This window comes from Herbaspirillum sp. B65 (assembly GCF_000333555.1).
Lineage (GTDB): Bacteria > Pseudomonadota > Gammaproteobacteria > Burkholderiales > Burkholderiaceae_D > Herbaspirillum > Herbaspirillum rubrisubalbicans.
In genome coordinates, this window is record NZ_BADI01000306.1 from 1 (window position 1) to 2,255 (window position 2,255).

A 2,255-nucleotide genomic window follows, 5' to 3' on the forward strand; every position below is an offset into this window, starting at 1 on the left:
AAGATGAGCGAGCCGAACTATCGCAGGCGGTAGAAACCGTGACGGTCTTCGCCTAGCTCTCGCCAGCCCACAAGGAACGCATCGTGCGCGTGCTGCATGACCGCGGCCACGTGGTCGGCTTCATGGGCGACGGCATCAACGACGCCCCGGCCCTGCGCGCGGCTGATATCGGTATCTCGGTGGATACGGCGGTGGATATCGCCAAGGAAGCAGCCGACCTGATCCTGCTGGAAAAGAGCCTGATGGTATTGGAAGCCGGTGTACTGGAAGGCCGCAAGACCTTCGCCAACATGCTCAAGTACATCAAGATGACCGCCAGCTCCAACTTCGGCAATGTCTTCTCGGTCCTGATTGCCAGTGCCTTCCTGCCTTTCCTGCCGATGCTGCCCTTGCATCTGCTGGTACAGAATCTGCTGTATGACGTCTCGCAGATTTCGATCCCGTTCGACAACGTCGATAAGGAATTCCTGGAAAAGCCGCAGCGCTGGGATGCCGGTGACATCGGCCGCTTCATGGTCTTCTTCGGCCCGATCAGCTCGATCTTCGACATCAGCACCTTTGCGCTGATGTGGTTCATCTTCGGCGCCAGCTCGCCGGAACATCAAACCCTGTTCCAGTCCGGCTGGTTCATCGAAGGTCTGCTGTCGCAGACGCTGATCGTGCACATGATCCGCACCCGCCGCATCCCCTTCTTCCAGAGCCGCGCCTCGTGGCCGCTGATGGGAATGACGCTGGCCATCATGGCCATCGGCATTGCGATCCCGATGACACCGCTGGCGCATTACTTCAAGCTGGAGGCGCTGCCGCTGTCCTACTTCCCGTGGCTGGTGGCGATCCTGGTGGCGTATGCGGTGCTGATTCAGGGGATGAAGGGGTGGTATGCCAGACGATATGGCTGGCAGTAAGCCTGAAGCCTGAGTGCTGGAACGAACAGGCCTGCTGCATGGGGTAACAGAGGTTGCACGAGCAAGCGTGATCGTTGCCAGGGCCTGTTTCAAATGGTCCCGCCGACATCGATGAGCCAAGCCGCCCAAGCTCCGCTCAGTCCGAGCGCAGCAGCAAGCGGCCGCTGGCCCCGATCTTGCATACCCCATGCACGTATCAAGGCCGAAGCCATGAAGCGCGGCCTATTCGGCACGGACCAAACCATGGCTGATAGCAAATTTTTCGCTTCGCATCGCCAGATTGTCAGGGTCTTTCCAAAACTGCTTATCCAGTTCGTCCAGTCGCTGCTGTAATGCATCGCTCTCGACAGACATTTGTATGCTTCGCCTGGCGCGTGTTTCTTCAGGAACGTCTGCAAATCCGAAAATCATTTGTTTTGCTTGTTGAAGCAATAGCAGACTCGTTGTAGCGCCCATCGCTTTCAAGCCATCAACAGCAGCAGAATACGTCGCGCCTGAACTGTTATAAAAATATTGATCGAAGCCGCCGTTGTAGACTTCGCCAGATAGACAGCCGACCGCCCAATATTGCCTTTCCACATCGGACAACTGCGCTATTCCCGCGTCAGACTTATACACCCTATCGACAAGCTCCCTCCAGTAAAGTCGGAATGGATCCGTTGCATCAAGCTCACGCTGCCTCTTGGCCTCGACTTTCGAAGCTTCAATTGCCGAGCGAGTTCCCGACTTGCAGGGCATGCAAAGTCCGCCCGTTCTTGCTGCAGTTTCCGGCAATATCAAAGCCGAACATGTCGAACATGGAATCTTCATTTTAAGATGCTGATCAAATTGATGGCGCTCATTTCATCAATAAGCGTGCGGCAATGTCCGCTTCGTCTGGGCCATTTTTTCTATTGTCCTTGCCATACGGCGTCGCGCGGACCAACTGGGCGATGAACATAGGTTTGCCGCGCTCAAGCGGCTTGGTAAAGAACGAAGTCGTACATTCACGTCAATATCCAATATTTAGCCGGCCCGCCATCGGCTAATGGGGATATTGCAGCCTTGGTCGAATTAATCCCTAATTGAGCAAAACCTTAATTCTAGACTTTCGTACAGCATTTCCATTTTACTTAAGCTCTGTGACCACTGACGACGCTGCATCGTCTATTGGTGGTGCCAGAACTTCTTCGTGGAAAAAACACTCCATGTAGTCAATCTCGCCAAGACGATGTCCGTACCAGCCTCTGGCACCCGCCATACTCACCTTACACCGATGCCTTCAATGAATCCGGAAGAACTTCCTCAAATAACATCAAAAAAAAACCGCAATCCCAAGGGGTTTCGACCCAATTTGCATAACGATTTGGA

The 2,255-nt window shown here is 54.4% G+C and carries 1 protein-coding gene and 1 pseudogene; one reads left to right on the forward strand and one right to left on the reverse strand.

Going from position 1 to position 2,255, the window contains the following annotated elements; genetic code table 11:
* Positions 1 to 905, forward strand: a pseudogene (locus I5W_RS07840) (HAD-IC family P-type ATPase); the annotation flags it as partial.
* A gap of 222 nt (positions 906 to 1,127) precedes the next feature.
* Here I5W_RS07840 and I5W_RS07845 read toward each other — a convergent pair.
* A complete protein-coding gene (locus I5W_RS07845) occupies positions 1,128 to 1,484 on the reverse strand; it encodes a DMP19 family protein (protein WP_252716940.1) in 357 nt (118 codons plus the stop codon).
* Between the last annotated feature and the right edge of the window lie 771 nt (positions 1,485 to 2,255).